Annotated in this window: 15 protein-coding genes; 10 read left to right on the forward strand and 5 right to left on the reverse strand. The window is 61.9% G+C overall.

Translation table 11 applies throughout. The features are described 5' to 3' along the window. Nucleotides 1-31 precede the first annotated feature (31 nt). From QMO80_RS13880 to QMO80_RS13895, 4 genes are all read right to left on the reverse strand, one after another. Nucleotides 32-1,228 carry an FAD-binding oxidoreductase gene (locus tag QMO80_RS13880; RefSeq protein WP_283197101.1) on the reverse strand — a complete coding sequence of 399 codons (1,197 nt, stop codon included), beginning with the start codon at nt 1,226-1,228 and terminating at the stop codon, nt 32-34. A 66-nt stretch (nt 1,229-1,294) separates the two neighbouring features. Then, nucleotides 1,295-2,095: an amino acid ABC transporter ATP-binding protein gene (locus tag QMO80_RS13885; protein ID WP_283197102.1), complete on the reverse strand. Its 801-nt coding sequence runs from the start codon at nt 2,093-2,095 to the stop codon at nt 1,295-1,297. 3 nt (nt 2,096-2,098) lie between these two features. Continuing rightward, a complete protein-coding gene (locus QMO80_RS13890; protein WP_283197103.1) occupies nt 2,099-2,842 on the reverse strand; it encodes an amino acid ABC transporter permease in 744 nt (247 codons plus the stop codon). A gap of 9 nt (nt 2,843-2,851) precedes the next feature. After that, nucleotides 2,852-3,778: an ABC transporter substrate-binding protein gene (locus QMO80_RS13895; protein WP_283197104.1), complete on the reverse strand. Its 927-nt coding sequence runs from the start codon at nt 3,776-3,778 to the stop codon at nt 2,852-2,854. A gap of 146 nt (nt 3,779-3,924) precedes the next feature. On the opposite strand from QMO80_RS13895, the gene QMO80_RS13900 reads away from it, so the two are divergent. Then, complete coding sequence (locus QMO80_RS13900; protein ID WP_283197105.1) at nt 3,925-4,599, forward strand: GntR family transcriptional regulator; 675 nt, start codon at nt 3,925-3,927, stop codon at nt 4,597-4,599. Nucleotides 4,600-4,690: 91 nt separating this feature from the next. On the opposite strand, the gene efp is transcribed toward QMO80_RS13900, so the two are convergent. Next, a complete protein-coding gene (gene efp, locus QMO80_RS13905) occupies nt 4,691-5,260 on the reverse strand; it encodes an elongation factor P (protein WP_126921649.1) in 570 nt (189 codons plus the stop codon). A gap of 147 nt (nt 5,261-5,407) precedes the next feature. Between efp and epmA the strand changes: the two genes are divergently transcribed. The 9 genes from epmA (at nt 5,408) to QMO80_RS13950 (ending at nt 18,226) form a co-directional block, all read left to right on the forward strand. Then, nucleotides 5,408-6,469, forward strand: a complete 1,062-nt coding sequence (gene epmA / locus QMO80_RS13910; protein ID WP_283197106.1) for an EF-P lysine aminoacylase EpmA — start codon at nt 5,408-5,410, stop codon at nt 6,467-6,469. Continuing rightward, nucleotides 6,466-7,518, forward strand: a complete 1,053-nt coding sequence (locus tag QMO80_RS13915) for a lysine-2,3-aminomutase-like protein (RefSeq protein WP_283197107.1) — start codon at nt 6,466-6,468, stop codon at nt 7,516-7,518. Before epmA ends, QMO80_RS13915 begins: the two co-directional genes overlap by 4 nt. 263 nt (nt 7,519-7,781) lie before the next feature. Then, the gene (locus QMO80_RS13920) at nt 7,782-8,033 is read left to right on the forward strand and encodes an acyl carrier protein (protein WP_012559298.1); all 252 of its coding nucleotides are present in this window, start codon (nt 7,782-7,784) and stop codon (nt 8,031-8,033) included. Beyond that, nucleotides 8,033-9,214 carry an acyl-CoA dehydrogenase family protein gene (locus tag QMO80_RS13925; protein WP_283197108.1) on the forward strand — a complete coding sequence of 394 codons (1,182 nt, stop codon included), beginning with the start codon at nt 8,033-8,035 and terminating at the stop codon, nt 9,212-9,214. The genes QMO80_RS13920 and QMO80_RS13925 overlap by 1 nt, the downstream gene beginning before the upstream one ends. Before the next feature lie 4 nt (nt 9,215-9,218). Then, the gene (locus QMO80_RS13930) at nt 9,219-10,127 is read left to right on the forward strand and encodes an amino acid--[acyl-carrier-protein] ligase (protein WP_049733350.1); all 909 of its coding nucleotides are present in this window, start codon (nt 9,219-9,221) and stop codon (nt 10,125-10,127) included. Then, complete coding sequence (locus QMO80_RS13935) at nt 10,118-11,098, forward strand: DUF1839 family protein (RefSeq protein WP_283197109.1); 981 nt, start codon at nt 10,118-10,120, stop codon at nt 11,096-11,098. The genes QMO80_RS13930 and QMO80_RS13935 overlap by 10 nt, the downstream gene beginning before the upstream one ends. A 16-nt stretch (nt 11,099-11,114) precedes the next feature. Then, on the forward strand, nt 11,115-13,595 hold the full coding sequence (locus QMO80_RS13940; protein ID WP_283197110.1) for a glycoside hydrolase family 2 protein: 2,481 nt from the start codon (nt 11,115-11,117) through the stop codon (nt 13,593-13,595). Nucleotides 13,596-13,645: 50 nt separating this feature from the next. Further along, nucleotides 13,646-14,824, forward strand: coding sequence for a glycosyltransferase family 4 protein (locus QMO80_RS13945; protein WP_283197111.1), 1,179 nt, complete (start codon nt 13,646-13,648; stop codon nt 14,822-14,824). 90 nt (nt 14,825-14,914) lie between these two features. Continuing rightward, nucleotides 14,915-18,226 (forward strand): oligosaccharide flippase family protein, encoded by a 3,312-nt coding sequence (locus QMO80_RS13950; RefSeq protein WP_283197112.1) that lies wholly within the window; start codon nt 14,915-14,917, stop codon nt 18,224-18,226. The last annotated feature ends 14 nt before the right edge of the window (nt 18,227-18,240 follow it).

Below are 18,240 nucleotides of genomic sequence, written 5' to 3' on the forward strand. Positions count from 1 at the left end.
ACCGCTGTCGCAAGCACGGTTCATGACGCGATCAAGCGGCGAGAATGGCGCTGACCATGCGGGCAGTCTGCGGTGCCAGCGTCAAACCGATATGCCCGTGTCCAAAAGCAAACACGACGTCCCTTCCTCCTTTTGAAGGCCGGATAACGGGAACGGAATCGGGCATGGAAGGGCGGAAGCCCATCCAGCTCCGACTTGGTTCACCGAGCGTTGGGAAAATCCTGCGCGCATTTGCGAGCAACACTTCGAGGCGCCTTGGGTTCGAAGGAGCGGTAATGCCTCCGAGCTCCACAGTACCGGCCACGCGCAAGCGGCCACGCATCGGGCAAAAGTAAAATCCATGATGCGTCGGGCATACCGGTCGCTCGACCGGCGGTGTTTCCATATCGAATTCGAGATGATAACCCCGCTCAGTGTCCAGCAGGACCCGCTCTCCCAGCTGCAGAGCCAGTCGGCGGGAATGGGCTCCGGCGGCGATCACGGCTGCTCGGGCATGAATGCTGTGGGCTGACGCCAGCATCCTCACTCCATTCCTTTCACGCGAAATAGTCGTCACGGAGTCTCGGACGAACTCGACGCCCGCTTGTCTGGCGGCGGCTTCCATCACGCTCATGAGCTCGCCGGGATCGGTGAAGTTTATCGCTTTCGGAAAGAAAAGCCCGCCGCCATGGACCTGCGGCAGCCGGGGCTCCAGGCTGCGCACCTCATCGGGGGTGAGGAGCTGCTGCGCGATCCCGTAGTTTCGGCGAAGCTCGACATCCGAGGCGCCCGCCTTGAGGGCCTCGGGTGTTTGGTAGAGGTAGAGGCATCCCTTCGCGCTCAAGAGATCGGATGCGCCGATCTCTGCTGCGAGTTCGAGCCACTGTGATGAAGCGTCGGACAGAAGGTTTGCTATGCGGCTCGCATTGTCTCTGTATCTGTGCGGGAGGGATTCGTAGGCAAAACGCAGCAGCCATGGAAACAACGTCGGCAAAGCGGCCTTGCGGATGGATAAGGGGCTGTCGGAATTGAGAAGCAGCGCGGCCAGGTTTTTAAGGACAGCCGGTGTGCCGACGGGAATGATCGCATAATCGGCGATCGTTCCGGCATTGCCGTAAGATGCGCCCGAACCGGGTTTGTTCGGTTCGATCAGCATGACATCGCGACCGTCGGCACGCAGCCGCAGAGCGGTTGCCACGCCGATCACACCGCCGCCGATGACGGCGATATCTGTTGTGAGCTTGTTCATCGGATATGTATTTGCCCTAGAAGAACGAGGCCTGATGGCAGGAGCCTGCTGTGGCGCCATTCGCCGCTAGCCTGGGGAAGCGTAGCGCGCGACATAGGCAGCCGTGCGTGCTTCCGTTGGACGGTCAAGCACATCTGCGGCGGTTCCCTGCTCGATGATAAGACCGCCGTCGATGAACACGACCCAGTCCGACACCTCTTTTGCAAAGGGCAGCTCGTGGGTGACCAGGATCATCGTCATGCCGTCGGCGGCGAGTTCCCGCATGACGCGGAGAACTTCGCCGGTCGATTCAGGATCGAGCGCCGACGTCGGCTCGTCGAACAGCAACACCGTTGGTTCCAGCGCCAGAGCGCGTGCAATCGCCACGCGCTGCTGCTCGCCGCCCGACATCTGTTCCGGATAAGCCATCGCTCGTTTGGCAAGGCCTACTCTCGTCAGAAGTTTCACGGCCCGTTCCACGGCTTCTCTTTCGCCGATCCCGGCTGCATGCATCTGAGCGAGAACGACGTTTTCCACAGCCGTCAGATGCGGGAACAGATTGAAGCGCTGAAACACCATGCCGACACGCTGCCGAAGCTTTGCAAGGCTGCGGCAGGTTATTTTGCCGTCGGCGAAGATCGTCTCATCGCCGACGGTGATCGTTCCCTGATCGGGACGCTCAAGCAAATTGACGCAGCGCATGAGGGTGGTCTTTCCTCCGCCGCTCTGACCAATGATGCTGACGATTTTGCCTGTGGGAACCTCGAGATCGACGTGGTCGAGCACCAGGCGCCCATCGAAAGACTTGCGCAATCCGCTAATTTTAACGGCAGGGCGACCGACCGGCTGCTCTGACATGAAGGCAGTTCTGGCAGGAGTGGTGGTCATGGCTCAGACTTTCCCCTCGGCGAGATAGATCCCGGCCAATTTCAGCCGACGCCGTCTGGCCAATGACAGTGGCACACCCGCGTGGATCTTGCGCTCGAGCAGAAGCAGACATTGTGACACCGGGTAGCAGATCACGAAATAGACGGCCGAGATCACGAGATACACTTCCAGCGCTCGGAACGTTTCCGAGGCTATCAGCTGTGCCTGCGTCATCAGCTCGGCAGCCGAGATTGTCACAAGCAGCGAGGTCGACTTGATCAGGTCGACGAACATGGTGTTCGTACCGGGAAGCGCCAGCCGCACCGCCTGCGGCAGAACGACATGGGTGAAAGTTTTGCCGCGCCCTAACCCGAGAGCTTGAGACGCCTCCTGCTGTCCCCGGTGTACACCGGCGATAGCTGCCCGAAAGATCTCGGACAGGTAAGCCGCGTAGAAGAGCACCAGGCTCAATACTCCTGCCTCGAAAACCTCCAGCCTGATGCCTACGGAAGGCAGACCGAAGTAGGTGAGGAAAATGATCGCAAGGAGCGGTACGTTTTTAAAAAGCTCCGTATAGATCGCCGCAGGAACGCTAACCAGCCGGAGCCGGTTGAGCCGCATCAATGCAAGTGCAAGACCAAGGATCGTCGCGCCGACGAAGCTCGCGATAGTGTAGCCGAGGGTCTTGAGCAGACCCCCGGCAATGTTTCCGACGTAGTCGTTCCAGGGGACCTGGAACATATCGGTAAAGGATGACAACGCCGTCATGCTTCGATCTCACTTCGCGATGGAAGGCGGGTTCCAGTCGGCGGGACGGTCAACACCGCGCCGCTGTGCCGCCATCTCGGGCGATGGGACCAGGAACTGCTGGGGATCGCCGCCCCATTTCGTGATCAAAGCCGCAAGAGATCCATCCTTGTACATGCCGTCAATCTGATCGGAAACAGCCTTGGCCAGCTTCGGCGCCTGCTTTGGAAGGTAAAATCCGGTCATATAGGCTTGAAAATATTTGTAATCGGGGTGCGCGGCGACCTGTTCGTTTGTCGGCGGCTGCAGATATTCGATGCGGACCTTCATGTCGGGGCGCTGCTGCTGTTGATAGGTGATCAGCAGCGGATCGAGAAAGCCGACGTCGAGGCGCCCGGCAGAAATATCCTGGAACACACTGTCGGCGCTCGGGAATGTATGGGGTGATGCGTTCGGGACCTGCGCGATGGACTTCGCCCAGACATAGCCGGTGACGGTACCGAGATTCTTGCCTTCCAGGCTCGCAACATCCGGAAAGCTCGCCGTGCCGCTCACGGCCATGGCCGGCGGCGAATAATATGGCGGGTCCGTGAACAGGCCGACCTTCTGACGAGCGTCGGACCATGCGATTCCGCCAATGGTTATATCCGCCCGCTGCGTCTGGACGGAAGCCAGCATGCCCGGAAAGTCGGTGACGTTGACTTCGATCTTGAGGCCGAGCTTATCGGCGATGGCTGTCAGGATGTCGCTGTCGAGGCCGACGAGCTTTCCATCCTTGACCGCCGTATAGGGCATGTAGGGCTGGACCGTAACGACGAGCGTGCCTGGCTTCATCAGCTCCAGATCGTCGGCATTGGCCGCGGACGGCACGGCCGTCGCAAACAGCCCCAAACTCAACATCGCCAAGGCAATGAGCCCATTCGTCTGCGATTTTTTCGTCAGTTCAGCATGTTTCATTTGAAACCCCTCTTTGTGGTTATATATTGCTGATATATTGAAGATATGCCGACACTATATGAAGTCAAGCAGATTCGTTGAGCGCTTTTTTAGGCGGAGCAGTGTTTGGCCATGCGGAAATGGACAGAGAGAGGAATGCGCTGAATATGTCGGTATTCGAGGCGGAGTACGAAGCGGCTGAATCAACGCTGGCGGAGCGGACATACATTCGGCTGCGCGACGACATCATTACGACACTGCTTCCTCCGGGCACGCTTCTGCGGGAGGCCGAGCTTATGAAACGCATGGAAGTCGGACGCACGCCGGTCCGGGAGGCGCTTCAGCGTCTGCAATATGACGGTTTCGTCGTCGTCAGCGCGCGGCGCGGCACATTTGTCAGCAAGATCGATATCAATGATCTTACTGCCGTTTATGAGGCACGAGCACGGATCGAATCCTGGGCGACGCGATTGGCTGCGGAAAGGTTGCGCGAGTTCGAGCGGCAAGAAGCGCGGCAACTGATCGATGAGCTCAAACAGACAACCGGTCCGATGGCGCTGGAAGACATCCTTGCCCTAGATCGCCGGGTTCACCGCTTCATTTACAAAGTGGCCAAGAACCCTTTCCTGTTCGATACGTTGGATCACTACCACAATCTGTCGCTGAGAATCCTGTATGTCGCGATGAAACGGTTTCCGACGCTGGTGCCGCGTCTTGAGGACGTCCTGCATGATCAGGTTCTCATGCTTGAGGCCGTATGCAGAGGGGATGCTGATGAGGCCGAAAAGATCGCAATGGCTCATGTGATGAGCTTCGAGAGCGAGGTCCGAAAGGTAATCTGAATTCGATCTTGGAATTCGACGCCTGCCTGAATTCCACATCTCAGGGAGAGGCCGGCGTGAGCCGGCCTCCTGAATGGGCAAAAACCAGGGATCAGTCCTTGGCGCGTTCGACGTAGGAGTTGTCTTCGGTCGCGATGACGACGCGGGTGCCGGCATCGATATGCGGCGGAACCGAGGTGCGGATGCCGTTGGAGAGCATGGCCGGCTTGTAGGAAGAGGATGCCGTCTGGCCCTTGACGACCGGCTCGGTCTCGGTGATCTCAAGCGTGACGTGGCGCGGCAGTTCGAGCGCCAGCGGAATGCCTTCATGGATCGACAGGATGCAGGTCATGCCTTCCTGGAGATAGGCCTTCTGGTCGCCCATGGTTTCCTGGCTGACGACCACCTGATCGTAGTTCGCAGGATTCATGAAGTGGAAGCCTTCGCCGTCTTCATAGAGGTACTGGAAGTTGACGTCTTCGACGAAGGCGCGCTCGACCTGTTCGGTGGTGCGCCAGCGCTCGGAGACCTTCACGCCGTCGACGATGCGACGCATGTCGACCTGGGTGACCGGCGTGCCTTTGCCCGGATGAAAGTTCTGGGCGGTGAGAACGACGTAGAGCTTGCCGTCGACGTCGAGAACGTTGCCCTTGCGGACCGAAGAGGCGATGACCTTGACCATAAGACTTCCTTGTAACTCGGCTTTCGGCGTCGTAGATGACTGTCGAGACGCCTCTGAGACGCAAATATTTTTCTTGGGGGCGCAACTAACCTAAAATCCGGGAAATAGCCATCCCCATACCGGCTTCTCCGGCGAAGAAAGCTTGGAATGAACTCTTCGGCGAAAGCGTCCCCCTGGTGGACCCCGTCCGTGCATGCCGATCGCCGCCCGTTTCTGATCGGGCGCAATGCGATCCAGGCGGCATTGCGCGGGTTTTTCGCGCGCGAGGATTTCATCGAGGTGGACACGGCAGCGCTGCAGGTCTCCCCCGGCAATGAGGCGCATCTGCATGCCTTCGCCACGGAAGCGCTGACGACGGACGGGCAGAAGGCGCCGTTCTATCTGCACACCTCGCCGGAATTCGCCTGCAAGAAGCTGCTTGCGGCGGGCGAGGAACGCATCTCGTGTTTTGCCCATGTCTATCGCAACCGCGAACGCGGGCCGCTGCACCATCCCGAATTCACCATGCTCGAATGGTATCGGGCCGGTGAAAGCTACGAGAGCCTGATGATGGACTGCGTCCGGATTCTGGCGCTCGCGGCCGAGACCTCAAAGACCGAAAAGCTTGCCTATCGCGGCGGCGAGAGCGATCCTTTCGCCGGCCCGGAGCGGGTCAGCGTTGCCGAAGCGTTCGAGCGCCATGCCGGCATCGATCTTCTCGCCTCGGTCGCCGCCGACGGTTCGACCGATCGCGATCATCTGGCCGCCGAGATGAGGCGCGTCGGCATGCGTGTTGCCGAAGACGACGGCTGGGCCGATCTGTTCAGCCGGGTTCTGGTCGAAAAAATCGAGCCGCATCTCGGCTTCGGCCGCATCACCATCCTCGACGAATATCCGGTCTCGGAGGCAGCGCTTGCCCGCCCCTCGATGCGCGACCGCAGGGTTGCCGAGCGTTTCGAGCTCTATGCCTGCGGCGTAGAACTCGCCAACGGCTTCGGCGAACTCACCAATGCGGCCGAACAGCGCCGGCGGTTCGAGATCGAGATGGCCGAGAAGGCGCGTGTCTACGGCGAGACCTATCCGCTCGACGAGGATTTCCTGGCCGCGCTGTCGCTGATGCCCGAGGCAAGTGGCATTGCGCTCGGCTTCGACCGGTTGGTGATGCTGGCGACGGGGGCGTCGCGCATCGACCAGGTGCTCTGGGCGCCGGTCGCGGAGTATGGACGATGAATGCCGTCAAACCGCTCAAGAGCATCGACGATCTTCTAATAGCGGGGCTGGCCGCGCCCGGCGATCGTGCAATGCTTGACGAGGTCGCCGCGCGTTACGCGATCGCCCTGACGCCCGCGATGATCAAGCTGATCGATCGCGCCGATCCGGATGATCCGATCGCGCTGCAGTTCGTGCCCGATGCCGCCGAACTGACGGTCTCCCGCGAAGAACGCGCCGATCCGATCGGCGATCATGCCCACAGCCCGGTCGAAGGCATCGTTCACCGCTATCCCGATCGCGTGCTGCTGAAGGCCGTGCATGTCTGCCCGGTCTATTGCCGTTTCTGCTTCCGGCGCGAAATGGTCGGGCCGCAGGGTCTCGGCACGCTCGATGCGGCGGCGATGCAGGCAGCTTTCGACTATATCAGAGGTCACGAGGAGATCTGGGAGGTCATCCTCACCGGCGGCGATCCGCTGGTGCTGTCTCCGCGCCGGCTCCGCGAGATCATGGAGGCGCTGGCGCAAATCGCGCATGTGAAGATCGTGCGTTTCCACACCCGCGTTCCGGTCGTCGATCCCGATAAGATCGACGCGGCGATGATCGCCGCGCTGAAGGCGAGCGGCAAGACGGTCTATGTGGCGCTGCATGCCAATCATGTCAGGGAATTGACGAGCGACGCGCGCGCCGCCTGCGCCCGTCTTGTCGATGCCGGCATCGCCATGGTCAGCCAGTCCGTGCTGCTCAAAGGCGTCAACGACGATCCCGATGTGCTTGCGGCGCTGATGAAGGCCTTCGTCGAAATCCGCGTCAAACCCTATTACCTGCATCATCCCGATCTGGCGCCCGGCACCAGCCATTTCCGATTGACGATCGAGGAGGGGCAGAGGATCGTCGCCGCGCTGCGCGGGCGGATTTCCGGGCTCTGCCAGCCGACTTACATCCTCGATATCCCGGGCGGTTACGGCAAGGCGGTCGTCAGCGGCAGCACCGTGCGGTCCAAGGGGGAGGGATGTTATTCCGTCTCGGACTATCGCGGCGACGAGCATTCCTATCCGCCGGCCGGCTGAGGCAAAATGGTGCTTTCCCGTGTCATTTCTGTACTCGCCGTGCCGAAAAACGCGACGAGCGCAGCGGTCAATTCAGCGGTAAGTAGCTGATATAAAATATATATTATCGCCTGCACTGGAATTGTCGCTAAAATTCTAACTATGAGCAACAATCATATTTAACCCAATAAATTAGCGGAATGTTCTGTTTTCCGCACTAAAAGAACGCTCATGACAAGGCGATGAACGCCGGTTCGGGATCATGAGAATCTTGGAGTGATGGGATGAATAAGACAATCCGCGACCTCGTAGCCAAATTCGGCAAACTTCCTGCGTCGATCGACCAGGTCGCCGACGATGCCGATCTTTATGCGGCAGGTCTGACATCCTTTGCCTCCGTGCAGCTGATGCTCGGCATCGAAGAGGCGTTCGACATCGAATTTCCCGACAATCTCCTGAACCGCAAATCCTTCGCGAGCATCTCGGCCATCGCCAGGACGGTCGATCTCATCCGGGACAGCCGGAAGGTCGCCTGATGAATTTCCCCGTCAAGATCATGCAGGACGGTCTTGTCGCAAGGGTCGCCCGCGTCGCTGAAATCGCCGCCAAACACGCCGATGCCGTCGACGTCGAAGGCCGCTTCCCCCGGGAAGCCGTGGATGCGATGAAGGCCGAAAGGCTGCTCGGCATCCAGGTGCCGCGCCAGCTCGGCGGCGAATCGGCCTCGATCACCGAGATCGCCGAATTGTGCTCGATGCTCGGCCAGGCCTGCGCCGCGAGCGCCATGGTCTTCGCCATGCATCACATCAAGCTGTCGAGCCTCGTCGAACATGGCGCCGATAGCGAATGGCATCGCGACTTCATGAGCCGCATTGCCGCCGACCAGCTGCTGATCGCCTCCGCCACCACCGAGGGCGGTATCGGCGGCAACCTGCGCAACAGTATTTGCGCGGTCGACGTCGATGGCGATATCTGCCGGCTCGAAAAGGATGCGACCGTCATTTCCTACGGTTCGCATGCCGACGCCATCCTCATCACCTCCCGCGCCCACGCGCAGGCGGCGTCCTCCGATCAGGTGCTGACGGCCTTCCTCAAGGACCAGTACACGCTCGAAAAGACGCATGCCTGGAATACGCTCGGCATGCGCGGCACCTGCTCCGACGGCTTCCTCTTCAAAGGACAGGCGCCGGCCCATCAGATCCTGCCGAAGCCTTTCGCCGAGATCGCGGCGCAATCCATGCTCGCCTCCTCGCATCTGCTGTGGAGCGGCGTCTGGTACGGCATCGCGGTCGACGCCGTTGCACGCGCCCAGGCTTTCGTGCGCGCCGCCGCCCGCAAGGCGCCCGATACCCAGCCGCCGGGCGCGCTGCGCCTTGCTGAAGTTTCGAACCTGCTGCAGATGGTCAAATCCAACGTGGTTGCCGGCCTCAAGGCCTATGAGGATGCCAAGATCGACGTCGACAGGCTGTCCTCGATGGGCTTTGCCGTGGCGATGAACAACGTCAAGATCGCCTCGTCCGAGACGATCCTGGAGATCGTCAACCATGCCATGCTGATCTGCGGCATCATGGGCTACAAGAACGGCACGCCCTTCAGCCTCGGACGCCATCTGCGCGACGCGCATTCCGCGCAGCTCATGATCTCGAACGACCGCATCCTCGGCAATACGTCGAGCATGCTTCTCGTCCACAAGCAGGACACTAGCCTACTGGGGTAAAGCCATGGATATGCAGACCTCGTTTCTCGACCGGCTCTTCGAGTCCGGCCTGCTGATCGATACCGGCGTTGACGGTCTTTACGGCCGCAGCGGCCAGTTCGAAGATGTCATTACCGCTTTCGAACGGCTGATCGACACGTTCGGCGGCGCCGACGGCGCCGAGGCCATGCGTTTCCCGCCCGGCATGAACGTCGCGCTCTTCGAAAAGAGCGGTTACATGAAGAGCTTCCCGCAGCTCGCCGGCACGGTGCACAGCTTCTGCGGCAGCGAGCTCGACCATATGAGCCTGCTGCAGTGCATGGAAGTCGGCGACGACTGGACCAAGGACCAGAAGGCGACCGATATCGTGCTGACGCCGGCCGCCTGCTACCCGCTCTATCCGACGGTCGCCAAGCGCGGCAATCTGCCGAAGACGGGCGGCCTCTTCGATCTGCAGTCCTATTGCTTCCGCCACGAGCCTTCGAAGGATCCCGCCCGCCAGCAGCTGTTCCGCATGCGTGAATATGTCTGCATGGGCACGGAGCAGCACGTCACCGATTTCCGCCAGACATGGATGGATCGCGGTGTCGAAATGATGAAGCAGCTCGGCCTCGATGTGACCATCGACGTTGCCAACGACCCGTTCTTCGGCCGTGCCGGCAAGATGATGGTCAACAATCAGCGCGACCAGAACCTGAAGTTCGAGCTGCTGATCCCGATCACCTCGACTGCCAATCCGACCGCCTGCATGAGCTTCAATTATCATCAGGATTCGTTCGGCCTGAAGTGGGGGCTGAACCTCGAAGACGGCAGCGTGGCGCACACCGCCTGCGTCGGTTTCGGGCTGGAGCGCATTGCGCTTGCCCTCTTCCACCATCACGGGCTCGACGTGAAGCAGTGGCCGGCCAGCGTGCGGAAAACGCTGTGGGGCTGAGCCGGTCGATGACATCGGTATTTTCGGGAATCGACCCGGAAACCTATCGTCAGCACGCGCTGCATTCCGGCGAGCGCGCCTGGCCGGAAACCAATTGCTACGTCGATCTGTGGATCGAAGTGCTGGCGACCTCAGGCGTTGCGCCCGAGGCGATGCTGGGTTTCACCCTCGCGCAGGATTTCGAGGGCGATCAGTTCACCTTCTTCAAGGTGCCGCTCGAAGATCTCGACGCGCTTTACGGCATTCGCGCCACCGAACTTGCGATCTATGACCGTGTCGAACGGCATGTCGACGTGCAGATCGCGCGGGGCCGTCTCTGCCTAATCGAGATGGATTCCTTCTACATGCCGGATACGCGCGGCACCGCCTACCGGCAGGAGCACGGCAAGACGACGGTTGCGATCAACCGGCTGGACGTTGCGGCCAGGCGCGTCGATTATTTCCACAATGCCGGCTATTTCCGCCTCGAAGGCGAGGATTTCGACGGGCTGTTCCAGCTGCAGCTGACGGAGAACGATCCGCCGTTCCTGCCCTATACGGAATTTGCGCGGTTCCCGGAAAAGCCTGCTGATGAAACGCATCTGCGGGCGACGGCGCGGCGGCTGGCCGGGGCTCATTTCCTCAGGCGTCCGGGGGAAAATCCGATCCGCGCCTTCGCGGCGGTCTTCCCGCAACAGGTCGAAGCCGTGGCGGATCGGCCGTTCGGCTTCTTCCACAAATATGCCTTCAATACGCTTCGCCAGGTCGGGGCCAATTTCGAGCTGGCGGCCGATCATCTGGCCTGGCTTTCCCCCGATGAATTCGCGATTGCCGCCGAGCATGCCAGGCGCATTTCGGACGCGGCGAAATCGGTGCAGTTCCAGCTTGCCCGCGCCGTCGCCCGCAGGAAGTTCGAGCCGCTGCAAGCAGCTCTTGATCCGGCCGCCGATGCATGGGATGCCATGATGGCATCGCTTGCGGAGCGAATCTGAGGCCGGAGATCTGACCATGCGGGGGCGTTTGGCAAGCATCGGAGCGGAGGAAAGCCAGCTTTGCGAAGGCTGGAACCTGATCCTGACGGAGCCGGGCGCCTGCGCCGTGCCGCACGATATTCATCTCTCCGCGCAGTTCATTCCCGCACCCGTTCCCGGCACCGTTGCCGCGGCGCTCGAGAAAGCCGGGCTGTTCGACCGGGAAAATCCCGAGCCGCTGAACACCAAAGACGCTTGGTATCTCTGCCGGCTGTTCGATGCCGAGCCCGGCGAAGCGATCCTGCGTTTCGCAGGACTCGCGACGCTTTGTCATGTCTTCCTCAACGGCCAGGAAATCCTGTTTTCCGAAAGCATGTTCACGGCGCACGAAATCCCGGTGACGCTTACGGGCGGCGACGAGCTGGCGCTGTGTTTCCGGGCGCTCGGTCCCCGCCTGTCGGAGCCCGGCCCGCGTGCACGCTGGCGGCCGCAGATGATCACGCCGGCGGGGCTGAAGAATTTCCGCACGACGCTGCTCGGCCATATGCCGGGCTGGTGCCCCGATATCCATGCCGTCGGGCCATGGCGGCCGATTTCGCTGGTGCGGCGCAATCCCGTCTCGATCGACAATGTCGCCATCCGCGCCGTGTTGGACGAGAACGGCGTCGGCCGTCTCAGCGTTTCCCTGCACAGTAATGCCGAGGATCCCGCAATGCTGCTGCGCTGCGGCGGCATGGAGCAGCCTTTCGAGAAGATCGGCGACAATCATTACTCTTCTATCCTCAGGCTTTCCGACATCGAACCCTGGTGGCCGCACACGCACGGCGCTCCGCGTCTCTATGAGCTGACGCTCGTTTCCGACGGCGTGGACTATCCGCTCGGCACGACCGGCTTCCGGCGGATCGAGGTCGAGCACGGCGCCGATGGCGACGACTTCGCGCTCACCGTCAACGGCGAACGCATCTTCTGCCGCGGCGCGGTGTGGACGACGGCCGATATTACGCGTCTGCCGGGCGGGCGGGCGGATTATGAGCCCTTCCTGCGGCTTGCCGCTGAAGCAGGCATGAACATGATCCGCATCGGCGGCACGATGGCCTACGAGACGCCTGATTTCTTCGCGCTCTGCGACGAGCTCGGCCTGCTGGTGTGGCAGGATTTCATGTTCGCCAATTTCGATTATCCGCGCAACGACAAGGCGTTTCTCGGCCACGTGCATGCGGAGGTCGAGGAATTCCTGCACGGCGTCCAGGCCTCGCCATCGCTGGTGGTGCTCTGCGGCGGCAGCGAAATCCATCAGCAGGCGGCGATGCTGGGTCTGCCCGTGGAATTCTGGAGCGGGCCGGTCACCGACGAGATCATCCCGGCCATCGCTGCGCGTATGCGTCCCGACGTGCCCTATGTCCCGAATTCGCCTCATGGCGGGGCGATGCCGTTTTCACCTAATTCAGGTATCGCCCATTATTACGGTGTCGGCGCCTATATGCGGCCGATTGCCGATGCGCGCCGCGCCGATGTGCGGTTTGCTTCCGAAAGCCTCGCCTTCGCGCATGTGCCGCAGCAAAGGACATTGCACCGTCATCTCGATGTGCCGGCCGTCCACAGCCCGCTCTGGAAGGCCCGCGTGCCGCGCGACCGCAGCGCCTCGTGGGATTTCGAGGATGTCCGCGACTTCTACCTGCAGCTTCTCTACGACCTCGATCCGGCTCAGCTGCGCCGCGAAGATCCGGACCGCTATCTCGATCTCTCCCGCGCCGTCACCGGCGAGGTGATCGAAGAGACCTTTGCCGAATGGCGGCGCAAGGGCTCCGCCTGCAACGGCGCGCTCGTCTGGACGCTGCAGGACCTGTTGCCCGGCCCCGGCTGGGGGGTGATCGATTCCACCGGCGAGCCGAAGCCGGCCTGGTATGCGATGCGCCGCGCTTTCCGGCCGGTGCAGACGATGTTCACCGACGAGGGCACCAACGGTCTCGACGTGCATGTCGTCAACGAGACGGATACAGCCCTCGACGTGGAACTGGAGGTCGCCTGCCTGCGCGGCGGAAAGCAGCAGGTCGTCAGCGGCAGCAGGGCCTTCAAGCTGGCGGCAAGGGATACCGAGCGTCTTGCCGCTACCGCGCTGTTCGGCGCCTTTTTCGATACGACCTATGCCTTCCGTTTCGGGCCGCCGGCGCATGATGTCAGCGTTGCGCGCCTACGATCGCTCGCCGACGGCGCCATTTTGGCGGAAAGCTTCCACTTTCCCTGCGGACGGGGGAAGGCGCTGCATGACGCCGGCATCGAGGCATCGCTTGGCAGAGACGGCGACGACTGGTTCGTCGATCTCCGGGCCGACCGGCTGGCGCAATCGGTGCATATCGATGTCGAAGGTTATCGGCCCGACGACGACTGGTTCCATCTCGCCCCCGGCGCGATGCGGCGCGTGAAACTCCACACGCTCTCCGGCACCGAGAGCGATCTTCCGCCCGTGGGCGAAATCAAAAGCCTCGGCAGTTCGCATCGTGTCGTGCTCTCGGGTTGACGTCCTCTCCCCGCGAAAAATGATGCCCATCCATTGAGAAAGACCGTGATTTGAGAACGACATACCGCTTTTTGCGTGCCCATGTCCTGCAGCGGCTGATTCCGCGGTCGCGTCTTGCCTTCAATCCGCGCAAGCCGGTGGAAATCGTCGGCTATCTCTCGATGGCCGTCGGCGTCGGTGAGTCGGCAAGGCTCTGCGCCGGTGCGCTCTCCGAAGCGGGAAGGGCGATTTCGCTCTCCGATGTCAGCACGCATCCGGACGAGAAGTCCTTCGCCGGATGGACGTCGTCGCGTCTCTCCACAGAGCTGCCTGGAAGCCGGATCTGGCACCTCAATCCGCCGATGCTGCCGCGCGCCATCCTGAAGAAGGGTGTCGCGAATTTCACACGCGCCTTCAATATCGGTTATTTCGCCTGGGAGCTCGAAGTCGTGCCGGCGGAGTGGCGCAATGCAATGCATTATATGAACGCCGTCTTCGTGCCGTCGGAATTCACCCGGCGGGCGATTGCGCCGCTCACCAAGGCGCCGGTCATCGTCGTTCCGCATCCGGTGATCGAGGCGCCGGCGACGGACGGCATGCGGGAAAAGTTCGGCATCGAGAAGGACGCCTTTCTCGTCAGCTTCATCTTCAGCGCCGGCTCGTCGATCAACCGGAAGAATCCGCAGGCCGTGATCGAGGCTTTCAGGCTATTCGCCGCCGAAGCCCCAAGCGCCTTCCTGCTGATGAAGGCCAGCGGCGATGTGAACAAGGACGAAGGCCTGCGCGATCTGGTCGCTTCGGTCGCGGGCGACAGCCGGATCAGGATCGTCACCGACAGGCTGTCGAATGCGGATATCAATGGCCTCATCCGCTCCTCCGACGCCTATCTTTCGCTGCATCGTTCCGAGGGTTTCGGCCTGACGGTTGCCGAGGCGATCATGCAGGGCACGCCGGTTATTTCCACCGCCTGGTCGGGCACGGCGGATTTCTGCGATCCTGAGAATACATGGCAGGTCGCCTCTCCCCTCATTCCTGTGGTCGATACGCATCCCGAATTTGCCGGGCTTGAGGGCGCGGTCTGGGCGGATCCTTCTCCGCAAGCTGCGGCGGCGCATCTGAGCGAGATCTTCCGCGCGCCCGAGCTTGCGCAGGAGAAGGCCGAGAAGGCGCGCGCCTTCCTGCTGCGCTATCTCGCTGAGAACAGCTATGAGAAAGCGCTTCAGGCGCTGGCGGCGATGCAGGCGAGCTAAGGTGAGGTCGCCACTCCGCTTTATTTTAACATTTTCGCATTAGAGATGACGGGTAGTTCGGCCTGACGGCCGATCCTGGCGGATGGACGGATGTCGAAGGGTATTATCGCAAATTCGGTGATGAATGCGGCGGCGGGCATGCTGCTGCTGCTGACGGGCTTCGTGTCATCGATCATAACCGCGCGGCTGCTCGGGCCGGAGGCCAACGGCATCGTCGCCTTCTCGCTGTGGCTGGTGGTCACGGGCGCCTCGATCGCCGAGCTCGGCTCCAGCATCACGCTGTTGAAGACCCTGCCGCAGCTTTCGGCGGAAGGTTACGACATGCGCCGGCGGCGCGGTTTTGCCGCCATCCTCGTCAGCTTCATGATGTTTTCGACCGTCGTGCTGCTGGCGCTCTACGCCCTGTTCTTCCTGACGTCGGAGGAGATGCACTGGGCCGATACCGCGCCCTCCGTCGCTCTCGTCACCGGCGTGCTGTTCTTCGTCCAGGCGATCGGGTCCTTCGTCAAATTCTACCTGATCGGCGAAAAGAAGCTCGGCGCCTTCTTCCGGCTGACGGTGGCCGTCTCGATCGTGCAGCTTGCCGGCGTTGCGGTCGGCGCCGTGCTCTATGGGGTGGAAGGCGTTCTCGTCGGTTATGCGCTCGGCCAGCTCGTCTTGTTCTTCGCCACACTGCCGATCCTGCTTGCGCGGCGCGACTGGTGCGGGATCTCGCTGAAGGCTCTCGCCTCCTCCTCCGTTATCCTGTCGATCCAGTTCATCATCGATTCGATCTTCCTCAATAGGCTCGAGCTGCTCTTCCTGCAGCAGTTCTGGTCGGTGGAGATGGTCGGCTACTACGCCGTCGGCCTGTCGATCGCCAATATCGCGCTGCAGCTGCCGATCCAGATGACGGGCAGCCTGCTGCCCTATTATTCCGAGCGGCGGCATAACAGCGACGATTCGACCTTGCCGGTCGAGGTCTTCGCCGCCGTCACCCGCAGCATGGCCTATATCGTATTGCCGATGAGCCTCGGGCTCGCGGCGATCTCCAGCGAACTGGTGCTCGTGGTGTTCGGCGAAGCGTTCCGCCGCAGCGGCACCGTGGTGGCGCTGCTTGCGCTCGTCGCGCCCGCCTATACCTTCATGCAGATACTCAGCCTCTACCTCCTGTCGATGGACAGGGCGCGCTCCCGCCTGAACATCAGTGTGATAGGTGGCCTTCTGATGGTAGTTGGTTGTTTACTGATCATACCTAGGCTTGCCGCCGAGGGTGCCGCACTCGTGCGCATTCTCGTCTTCGTTGCGATGTCGGTGATGATGATCAGACAGACAGGATTCGGATCCCAGCTTTCAGGCCTCTACACCAGCCTGACGAAGGTGACGCTCGCCGCCGTGCTCTGTGCTTGCGGGGCGATCTCGGCGCTGGAATTCATCCAGGGTCCGGTCGGCCTCGTCGTTGCAATCCTTGCCGGCACATTCTGCTATTTCGCGGCCCTCCGCGTGCTGCGCGTCATGCCGGCCGAAGATGTCGAGGTCATGCGCTCCATTCTCGACAAGATGCCGCGCGTGCTGCAGCGCCCCATGGGATATGCGATCAATTTCGTTGCGCCGCGGCTTCCTGGGGACCCGGATCGCGCCAAGGTCGCGCCCGGCGAATTCTCGCTCGAACCGGCCGAGGGCGCCGGGCGCAGTGCTGCCCTGCCTGTCGTCTTCGACGGCACGATCGGGCTGTTCATGCCTGAAAATCCCGCGGTCCGGAAACGTTCGGCCGCCGTGCTCTTCGTCAGCCCCTGGGGTTTCGAGGAGATGTGCAGCCGCAAATTCTTCCGCGTCGCCGCCGAGCATTTTTCGGATATCGGCGTGGCGAGCTTGCGCTTCGACTATCGCGGCACCGGCGATGCGCTGGATTTCGGCGCGCTGCCGGCAAGGCTGGAAACCTGGGAAAATTCGATCCGGGCGGCCGCGGCCAAGCTGAAGGCGCTCAGCGGCTGCGATCGCGTCATCCTCATCGGTCAGGGCCTCGGCGCAACGCTTGCCCAACGCATCGGTTCCTCGATCGACGGCGTCGACAGCCTCGTCATGCTGGCGCCGGTGCTGAGCGGCCGGGCCTATCTGCGCGAACTCAACATGTGGTCGAAGATCATCGATGCCGATCTCGGCCTCGGCAAGGAGCATGTCCAGGCCGCCAAGGTGCAGATCGCCGGCCTCGTCATGCCCGAGGAGATCGCCGCCGAGCTCGGCAAGCTCAACATCGCGTCGCCGCAAGGGCTTGCGGCATCGCGTTACCTCATCCTCGAACGCCCAGCCAAGGCCGAGGATACCGGCTTTGCCGACGCGTTGAAGGCGCTCGGCGCCGATGTCGAGCAGAGGGCTTTCGAAGGCTATGACGAACTCGCCACCAATCCGCTCTTCGCCAAGACGCCGATGGCTGTCGTCGCGCAGCTGACGACCTGGCTGGAGGCGAATACGACGGCGACATCAGCGGCCCATTCGCCTGAAGCGATCGACAACCCACCGCTTGCCGGCGAGGGTTTTACGGAAACGCCGGTGCGGTTCGGAAGCCATGATCACCTGGTCGGCGTCGTCAGCCGGCCGCTCGGCGAGATCAAGGGCAATGCCGTGCTGTTCCTGTCGACCGCCTATGACCGGCATGCTGGCTGGGGACGGACGACGGTCGATATGGCGCGCGAATTGGCACGTCAGGGCGTCGTTTCGCTGCGCTTCGATTCCGCCAATGTCGGCGACAGTCCGCCGCGGCCGGATGCGCCGGAACAGGTGCTTTATTCCAGTACGCAGACCGAGGATGCCGTCGCCTCGCTCGACCTGCTCGAAAGCGTCGTCGCGGGCCCGATCATGGTGGCCGGCCGCTGCAGCGGCGGGTATGTCGCCTTCCGTGCCGGCGTTGCCGACGAGCGGTTGAAGGCCGTCGTCTCGATCAATCCCTTCGTCTATTACTGGGATCCCGAGGTGCCGGTGCGCAGGGAGCATGTCGTCTCCGTCCCCCGCAGTCTCGATGATTACGGCCAGCGCCTGGCGCGGGTGGATACGCTGAAGCGGCTCGTCAGCGGGCAGGTGGATGTGGTGGCGGCGCTGCAGAATATCGTCATCGCCGGCGGCCGGCGCCTGTCGCCGTGGATCGCGCCGCTGCTCGAACTGCTGCCCGACCGGCGCCATATTGCCCGCGAGGTCCGGCATTCCTTCGCGCTGTTCGGCAAGCGCAAGGTGCCGCTGACGCTGATCTACAGCGAGGGCGATGTCGGGCTCGACCACGTCTATTTCCATTTCGGGCCGCGCGGGGCCAAGCTTTCCCGCTATCCGAACGTGCGGCTGCTGATGCTGCCGGATGCCGACCACAATCTCACGCCGCCGCAATCGCGCAAATTCGTGCTCGACGAGATCATCCGTCTGGCGAGAGCGTAAGGGGATTTCAGGCC

Source organism: Rhizobium sp. BT03 (assembly GCF_030053155.1).
Lineage (GTDB): Bacteria > Pseudomonadota > Alphaproteobacteria > Rhizobiales > Rhizobiaceae > Rhizobium.

What these genes read in the sequence shown, in the direction of transcription:
- QMO80_RS13915 (WP_283197107.1), top strand. Translation starts at nt 6,466, where the DNA reads ATGAATGCCGTCAAACCGCTCAAGAGCATCGACGATCTTCTAATAGCG.
- efp (WP_126921649.1), bottom strand. Translation starts at nt 5,260, where the DNA reads ATGGTCAAGGTCATCGCCTCTTCGGTCCGCAAGGGCAACGTTCTCGAC.
- QMO80_RS13900 (WP_283197105.1), top strand. Translation starts at nt 3,925, where the DNA reads ATGTCGGTATTCGAGGCGGAGTACGAAGCGGCTGAATCAACGCTGGCG.
- QMO80_RS13950 (WP_283197112.1), top strand. Translation starts at nt 14,915, where the DNA reads ATGTCGAAGGGTATTATCGCAAATTCGGTGATGAATGCGGCGGCGGGC.
- QMO80_RS13930 (WP_049733350.1), top strand. Translation starts at nt 9,219, where the DNA reads ATGGATATGCAGACCTCGTTTCTCGACCGGCTCTTCGAGTCCGGCCTG.
- QMO80_RS13880 (WP_283197101.1), bottom strand. Translation starts at nt 1,228, where the DNA reads ATGAACAAGCTCACAACAGATATCGCCGTCATCGGCGGCGGTGTGATC.
- QMO80_RS13940 (WP_283197110.1), top strand. Translation starts at nt 11,115, where the DNA reads ATGCGGGGGCGTTTGGCAAGCATCGGAGCGGAGGAAAGCCAGCTTTGC.
- QMO80_RS13895 (WP_283197104.1), bottom strand. Translation starts at nt 3,778, where the DNA reads ATGAAACATGCTGAACTGACGAAAAAATCGCAGACGAATGGGCTCATT.
- epmA (WP_283197106.1), top strand. Translation starts at nt 5,408, where the DNA reads ATGAACTCTTCGGCGAAAGCGTCCCCCTGGTGGACCCCGTCCGTGCAT.
- QMO80_RS13925 (WP_283197108.1), top strand. Translation starts at nt 8,033, where the DNA reads ATGAATTTCCCCGTCAAGATCATGCAGGACGGTCTTGTCGCAAGGGTC.
- QMO80_RS13890 (WP_283197103.1), bottom strand. Translation starts at nt 2,842, where the DNA reads ATGACGGCGTTGTCATCCTTTACCGATATGTTCCAGGTCCCCTGGAAC.
- QMO80_RS13920 (WP_012559298.1), top strand. Translation starts at nt 7,782, where the DNA reads ATGAATAAGACAATCCGCGACCTCGTAGCCAAATTCGGCAAACTTCCT.
- QMO80_RS13885 (WP_283197102.1), bottom strand. Translation starts at nt 2,095, where the DNA reads ATGACCACCACTCCTGCCAGAACTGCCTTCATGTCAGAGCAGCCGGTC.